Below are 6987 nucleotides of genomic sequence, written 5' to 3'. Positions count from 1 at the left end.
ACCGCCCGCACCGGCCCCTGCCCCCGTTCAGGCCGCCGCCGTCGCTCCACCAGCTCCTGCGACCGCGCCTACGCGCGATCTCAATTCACCGCTCGGCGTCTGGCTCACCGAGGAGAAGGAAGGCAAGGTCCGCATCGAGCAATGCGGCACCAATCTGTGTGGCTATTCAGTCGACGGCAAATCGAACCAGAATGGGGAGCAGGTTCTGATCAACATGAAGCCCAGCAAGGACCAGAAATGGTCCGGCCGCATCCTCGATCCGAACTCCGGCTCGACCTACGATTCGACGATCGCGATGAAGGGCACCGACCGCCTGCGCGTGCAGGGCTGCGCCTTCGGCGGCATGTTCTGCGGCGGCCAGACCTGGACGCGCGTGAATTGAGCGGCTGATAGCACGTGAGCCAACATGGCGCAGCCAGGCTGACGCTTTTCGCTCCACAACCTGCAATCGATGATCCGACTGCCGGGATAGTCGTCGCTATCCCCGCCGGGACCTCGTGCGTACGACCGCTCGATTCAAATGCCCCCACTGTGAACCATTTCATACTCTGCCCGCCATCGTTGCTTCTAGTCTGGATTGATAGCCAGACTATTTGCGACCTGATTACCGCGCAGTCGGCGCCGTTTCGCCGAGATTGAGTAGACCGAAAAGAACCATTTGCCGATCTTCTTTCGGCGCCGATAGTTGCGTAAGCGAGCGAGGTTGTTATGGAGGAACTCCGTGCGACGCCATCGCTAGTCTCAGGTGACTGGGGCCCCGGCTTGTTGATGTCGGAGGAAAGCATACGACGCCATGTGATCGGCGCGCTCCGTAGTCGGCAGACAAGCTTGACGACCGCGCTGCAGCCTCTGGTCGACGAGCAAATGCGGATGCTCGTTTCGGAGTTCGGTTTCGACGCTCAGACCGTGGGCAAGATCCTGCAATCGCAAAATGCCATGCTGAGCGTATTGTCGGATCGGTATGACGCGCTCGATGAAGCCGCACATTACAGCGAGCTTCCCTTCGTCGAACTGGCGAACGACGGCCGCATCGTCTATTCGAACGCGGCATTCGACAAGCTCATTCCCGGCAGGCGCGGCGCTGCTTTCTCCGGGTTGTTCGGATCCCGTGCAGCCGATGTGTGCATGGCCCTCCGGGCAAATCACAACACGAGTTTGCGCGCTGACATCCAGACCGACGAAGCGGTTCGTCAGGTCAGAGTCGAGATCGGCCCGCTGCGCGACGAAGACGGAAAGCCGGGCAATTACGCACTTCTTCTCGACCAGAGCGCTGAACAGAGCCGCCTCGATGCCTTGCAGGATGGCGTGCTCCGCACCGACCTGACAGGCAAGATCCGGTTCGCAAACGAGCGCGCGGTGCAGGTTCTGGGCTTCTCGGAATCAGAGCTCAAGGAGATGTCGCTCTCCCTCGTATTCGGACCCGAGGACGAGGGAACGACGAATCCGTTCGCCGAATGGATCACCAAGGAGACGGGCTTCTCGAGTTTCGTCAGGCTCCGCCCAAAAGACGGTCGTTCTGTCCTGGCAAGGGTCAGCGGAACGCCCTACATGGAAGCACCGAACAGCTCGGCCGGGTTATTGGTGCTGTTCGCCCCTCTTGCCGAAGATCGCGCCCGTCGCGAGCTCAAGACGATTTTGGCCGAGCACGCTGATCCGCAGAAGATCATCGAGGCAACGCTTCAGGTCATCGGCAAAGTCATCCCATTCGAAATGAGCACGTTCGGGGTCTACAACGATCTCAGCGATTACTGGCGAGCGGTCACTGTCTTTCCAAGACCTGGCTGGGAGTGGAGCACGCGTTGGTTCAAGGTGCCGCCCGGCGTGATCGATTGGCTCGAGCAGGGCAAGACGTGGGACAACAATTTGGCCGCGTTCGTCGAGCGCCTCAATCCGGAGGAAATGGACAACCCGGTGAGCAAGGCCATCATCGCCGACGAATTCGAGTCGATGCTCGTATTGCCGATCCGCAAAGCCGGAGGCCGGTTTGGAAGCTCACTGGCTCTGCTGTCCCGCAAGCACAAATACTCCGCCTCGGATCTGCGCACGCTGCAAAATCTCGGCGTCGAGGAGATATTGCAGGCCGCAGACGCCGCCATGGAACATGCCCAGGCACGCGCCTTGCGCAAACTCAAGGACGATTTGAACAAGGCAGCGAGCGCACGCGCCATCGCTGAACTGCTGGCCACAGGCACCACGAAATGCCTGGGCTGGGAGTATGTCGGCGTATTCCGGGTCGATCGCCGCCGCAGCAAGTTCGTGCTGGTCGCCGAGCACGTCAAGAACGACCGGAATCTGCTCGTGAAAGCAGCTGACCGCAAGGCCGAATATACCCAGGAGCTGTCCAGCGGCATGCTCGGCAGCTGCCTGGCCGAGCGGAGCATTCTGGTTGTTCCTGACATCAGCGACACCGAGCGGAACTACGGCTTCATCAAAACCGCACCCGATCAGCGATCCGCCATGACAGTTCCCCTGTTCGTGAATGGCAAGATCGAACTGATTCTGGACATGGAGTCATCGGAGCTCAACGCGTTCCGTGGGCCTGATCAGGACGCGGCAAGTGGCCTCGCCGCTGACTGCGAACAGATCTTTGCGGCTCGCTGGCACGAAGCGATCGAGCACGCGCTCATGGATAGAATCGAGCAGGCGGCCGTCATCGTGGACGCCGTCGGCACGATCTGCCACATGAATGGTGCAGCGGAGAACATCTTCGGCCGGGCGCGTGACAAGAAGCTCTCGTCATTTGGCGCCCGGAACGAAGATTCCATGCAACTGTCGGAATGCGGGATCCAGCACCGCCTTCACATCCACCTGACGATCGGCGACGCACCGCGCACCGAGCTGACGACTCTCGCAAATCGCGAGCCGTTGAATGACGACTATGGTCATCAACTCTGGCTGTTCACCAGCCTTGCCGACCAAAGCCGGGAGAGCGACTGGGGTTATCTGGAAGAGACCGTCACCGCCGTCGCACGCGAGACCCGCGCCCCACTGTTGATGGCCGATGGCCTGCTGCGCGGCGCCGCATCGCTCCTGAGCAAACCAGAGCTCATGAGAAATTGCGCCGAGCTGCTCGAGCAGGCCGCCAACCACCTGCTGAGGGCCGACCTGACTTTCGAACGTCTGTCCGATCGTCTGACCGTTCAGCAGACGCCGCAGGAAGCCCCCGAGCAATTCGACGTATTGGAAGTGCTCTATCACGAGGTCGAAGGCCTTCCCGTCGAGGATCGTGACGCAATCCACGTCGTCGACGAGATTGCGATGCGTCGTCCGGTGCTTGTCAAGGGATGGACGAAGAGGTTGAGCTTTGCGTTTCGCTCTGCGCTCAGCTCCCTCCTGTTGTTGCGCATCACGCCGAACGACAGGTTGACCGTGACGATCGCGGAACGGCCGCCGCATCGTCTCTCGGTGTCCATGCGCTTACCCGCGACAATTGCCGACGCTCTGACACCGTCGGCGACGGACCCGATCGAGCAGAGCCAGCACCGGGCACGGCAGATGGCCAGCGTCGCGGTCGAGGCTATTCGCAAGGCTGCCGAGCAGCACGACGGCGATCTGATCGAGCTGGACGGCGCGGGATTCGAGTTCAACCTGCCATTGTGCGTGCAGGAGGCACCGGTATGACAGCAAAGATTGCCATAGCCACCGCCGAACCAAACATGTTCGAAACGCTACGGGGACATCTGCTCGCGGCAGGAGTGGCCCTGGAGGACTTGTACGACAAGCCTTTGATGACCCCGGACCAGACCAGCGAGTGGCTCATCGCGAATGAGACTGAATTGCTCGTGCTCGACGCCCGGTTGCCGACTGATCCCAGCGCCGTTTACGACACACGTACGACACTCGGCGCGAAGCACGTGCTCAACACCGTCGTCCTGGCCCAGGACCCCCACACCTCCGTGCTGGTCATCGCGCCTTCGTTCGGAACCTGCGCGGACCTGGAGGAAGAGTGCAGAGCAGCAGGCAACGCCCTAATCCTGCCGATGGACGCGCTGCAGCTGCACCGGCATCGGATCTTGCGCCCGTTCATTGCGATTCTCACCGGGCATCCCGACGAGACGAATGCGATTCCGGGCGCGTTCCGCGTGATCGAGATCGAAATCCATAGCGCCAAGGTGGAATGCCGGCTCGGAACGGGTGAAGACGGCTCTCCTATGCTTCGCTGGAACACCATCAGCGATCTCGATGACCTCAAATCTGCCGCTCAGACTTATGCGCGCGATGAGATGCCGCTGAACAACTGGCTCGGCCAAACGCGGGACATCGGAACACGCTTGTTCAAGAGCTTCGTTGTCAAAGCGATCGGCGAACATCTGTTCTCGCAGATCGAGAAGTCCGCGGGCGGATTGGTGGGACTGTCGTTCCGGTTCGTCATCAGCGACGCAGGCTTTTATCCGGTGCCCTTCGAGGCGAGTGTACGTTATCTCTCGGAGGAAAATGGGCCATTCGTACTTCTATACGCGCCGATTGTCCGGCGCATCCCGTCCTTTGTCCGCGGAAGGGCCAGCGAGCGAGCGCGGATCAAACAGGGCGCAAAACTGATGTTCGTTCGTTCTCAGATCGGTGAACATCCCGATCTGAAGCTCGACAGTGCGATCTGCGATGGCAAGAAATTCGACAAGCTTGGCAACATCGATACCGAACTGGAGCATGTGAAACAGCTGGGTGCCGCGGGCTGTTTCGATTTGAAGATCGTCAACTTGTCGGACGCCCCTCCGGGCGAGGCCGCCCCCTATCTGCTGAAGCAGCTCGACGCATTCCGGCCGACCATTCTCCACTACGCCGGTCACGCCTGGAGCGATGGCCAGCAGACCGCGACCCTCGTCCTTCCCGGACTGCAACCGCAGCAAGCGGTCGGCCTGAAGCTCGACAGGGTGGCGGCATCCGACGGGCTTTCAACGACGACTCTGGTCTACCTCTCGGCCTGCCGTGGCATCTCGAAGGGCTGCGTTCAGCAACTGGTGATGAACGGGATCCCCTACGCGTTGGGCTTCCGCTGGAATGTCGAGGACGAGCGCGCGCCGCAGTTCGCAAGGGAGTTCTATGACGAGCTCTACAAGACGCGGTCCGTTTGCGTCGCGTTCCGCAAAGCCTGCCGCGCATCGTGGGAAAGCCTGAACTACGACGAAGAGAGCCCGATCTGGCTCTCGCCGATCTTGCTGGCGCAGTCGACCGATTGGGCAGCACGCTGCCAGTGAGCAACCACTGGGCAGCTTGGAGTGGAAGGATGTCATGACAGTCTGGGCCACACTCAAGAACGTCGTGGAGCACTGGGCGAGCCGCGAGTTGCGGCGCCCATATGTCGGTTACGTCGCATCGAGCGGTGGCAACGCGATGACAGCGGGACAGACCTTCCTGCCCGAAGCGAGCTATTTCGGCGTGCGCATGGTCGAAATGGGCTTGCGAGAGGGCGGCAAGTTTTTCAGCTCGTTCCTTCCGCTCGGCGTCGTGCTCACCGAGTTCAGCTTCGGCGACGGGCGTCAGCGCCGGCCCACGATCCTGAGCAACGACGAGATCGCCGCTCAGCTGAAGGCGGCCGGCGCCGCTCCTGGTTACGTCGACTTCAAGAACATCTACGCCGTCAGGCGCGCGCCCATGAAGCAGGACAATTTGTCCCTGTTCGTCGGGCTGTTCCGCCTTCCGTTTCACGACGTCGCGCAACAGGTCCTGCAATTGGCCGCCGACCTGACCACACAGACCGGGCTCGCGCCGGGTGTTTCCGACGGGTTGCGCGTGGCTGAAAAGATCTACGACCGGGTCGCGGGCCTGTTCGGACTCAACATCGTCACGCCCTTGTTCTCCTACGCCGACGGCAATGCGCTCGGCCGCAGCGGCTATCTCCTGGTTGCCGGCTCCGATCTCGACGAAGCGGTTGCCAAGCGGCTGGTGGTGACCGACGACAGATTGCTGCTGGACGGTCAGCGTGTGTCTGGCCTGGACTATTGCCTCCTGGCCATTGAGTTCACAGCCAGCCTGCTGCCCGAGGGGCCGGATACGATCAACCCTCTCACCCAGCTCGGATTTCATCGACACTGGCAGGGTGTTGCAAGCAGCATCATGAAGCGGGAGCTGGAGCATGCGGACGAACAGATGCTGACGCTGCGCTCCGAAGTGATCACTTCGCCTGAGCTCGCCGAAAACGATCGTCTCGTGGCCATCGGCGCCTACCAGACCAGCTACGACAAGCTCGTGGAGCGCGTGACACCGAAAAATGCTCACCGCGGCTGGGAAGAGGCACTCCTGGCCGACCCCAACGACAAGACAATCGCCAAACCGGCCGTGACAGAGCTCCTGAAGGGCATGCAAATCCGCCTGCTCACCGGCATCAAGGACGCCCCGGACGATCCGGACAAGCTTTTTGCGTCCGAGGCGTTCGCATTGCGAAAGACTGTCGGCAAGGCCCCTCTGGTCGATACAAGCTCCGCCGTCTCGCTGGCGCGCGTGCTCAATCGCACCGCGAAAGCAAGGTGATGGCGCGAACGCCTGCTTTCACGCCTCTGCCCGGCTGACGCTAGGACACGATCGCGTCGGCGCCGTTCGACCGCATCCGTGACACCCCTCACATCGGTCCTCCCCGCGTCGTGACACGATTTCCCCCAGGTTCAGCCAATGGGGCGTGTCATGCGACTTCCTTGCAAGGGTATCTTTGCCGCGATCTCGGCCATCGCCCTGCTCTGCGGACAGGCAAATGCAGCATCGACCAGCTTCGACGGCGCCTGGAACGTGCGGATCTCGTCCTCGAGCGAGACCTGCGGCAACGGCGCCACCGTCGCGATCGGTATCAACAATGGGCAGATCGCATCGACCAGCGCCGCGGTGACGGCATCGGGCCGTGTGGCGGACGCCGGCAGCATTAACGTCACCTTGAGCACCGGCATCAAGCGCGCCGTCGGCTTCGGCCGGCTCAGCGGCACCTCGGGCTCCGGCACCTGGCGCGGTGCGCTGTGCAGGGGCACGTGGACGGCGGAACGGATGTAGGTTGCGGTGTCC

Annotated in this window: 5 protein-coding genes; all 5 read left to right on the top strand. The window is 61.7% G+C overall.

Annotation, left to right across the window (positions count from 1 at the left end; all coding sequences use genetic code 11):
• A partial coding sequence (locus XI04_RS18230; protein ID WP_271623734.1) for a DUF2147 domain-containing protein occupies nucleotides 1–382 on the top strand: 382 nt, incomplete at its 5' end.
• Nucleotides 383–828: 446 nt separating this feature from the next.
• Nucleotides 829–3621, top strand: coding sequence for a PAS domain-containing protein (locus XI04_RS18225; protein ID WP_161966446.1), 2793 nt, complete (start codon nucleotides 829–831; stop codon nucleotides 3619–3621).
• Nucleotides 3618–5195: a CHAT domain-containing protein gene (locus tag XI04_RS18220; RefSeq protein WP_038951089.1), complete on the top strand. Its 1578-nt coding sequence runs from the start codon at nucleotides 3618–3620 to the stop codon at nucleotides 5193–5195. The genes XI04_RS18225 and XI04_RS18220 overlap by 4 nt, the downstream gene beginning before the upstream one ends.
• A gap of 34 nt (nucleotides 5196–5229) precedes the next feature.
• A complete protein-coding gene (locus XI04_RS18215) occupies nucleotides 5230–6468 on the top strand; it encodes a hypothetical protein (RefSeq protein WP_157158174.1) in 1239 nt (412 codons plus the stop codon).
• 150 nt (nucleotides 6469–6618) lie between these two features.
• Nucleotides 6619–6975, top strand: a complete 357-nt coding sequence (locus XI04_RS18210; RefSeq protein WP_028144579.1) for a hypothetical protein — start codon at nucleotides 6619–6621, stop codon at nucleotides 6973–6975.
• Nucleotides 6976–6987: the final 12 nt, after the last annotated feature.

This window comes from Bradyrhizobium sp. CCBAU 11430 (assembly GCF_028128855.1).
Lineage (GTDB): Bacteria > Pseudomonadota > Alphaproteobacteria > Rhizobiales > Xanthobacteraceae > Bradyrhizobium > Bradyrhizobium ottawaense.
This window is presented reverse-complemented; position numbering and strand designations above follow the sequence as displayed.

Coding starts and splice junctions, on each gene's coding strand:
- XI04_RS18215 (WP_157158174.1), top strand. CDS start 5,230: ATGACAGTCTGGGCCACACTCAAGAACGTCGTGGAGCACTGGGCGAGC.
- XI04_RS18210 (WP_028144579.1), top strand. CDS start 6,619: ATGCGACTTCCTTGCAAGGGTATCTTTGCCGCGATCTCGGCCATCGCC.
- XI04_RS18220 (WP_038951089.1), top strand. CDS start 3,618: ATGACAGCAAAGATTGCCATAGCCACCGCCGAACCAAACATGTTCGAA.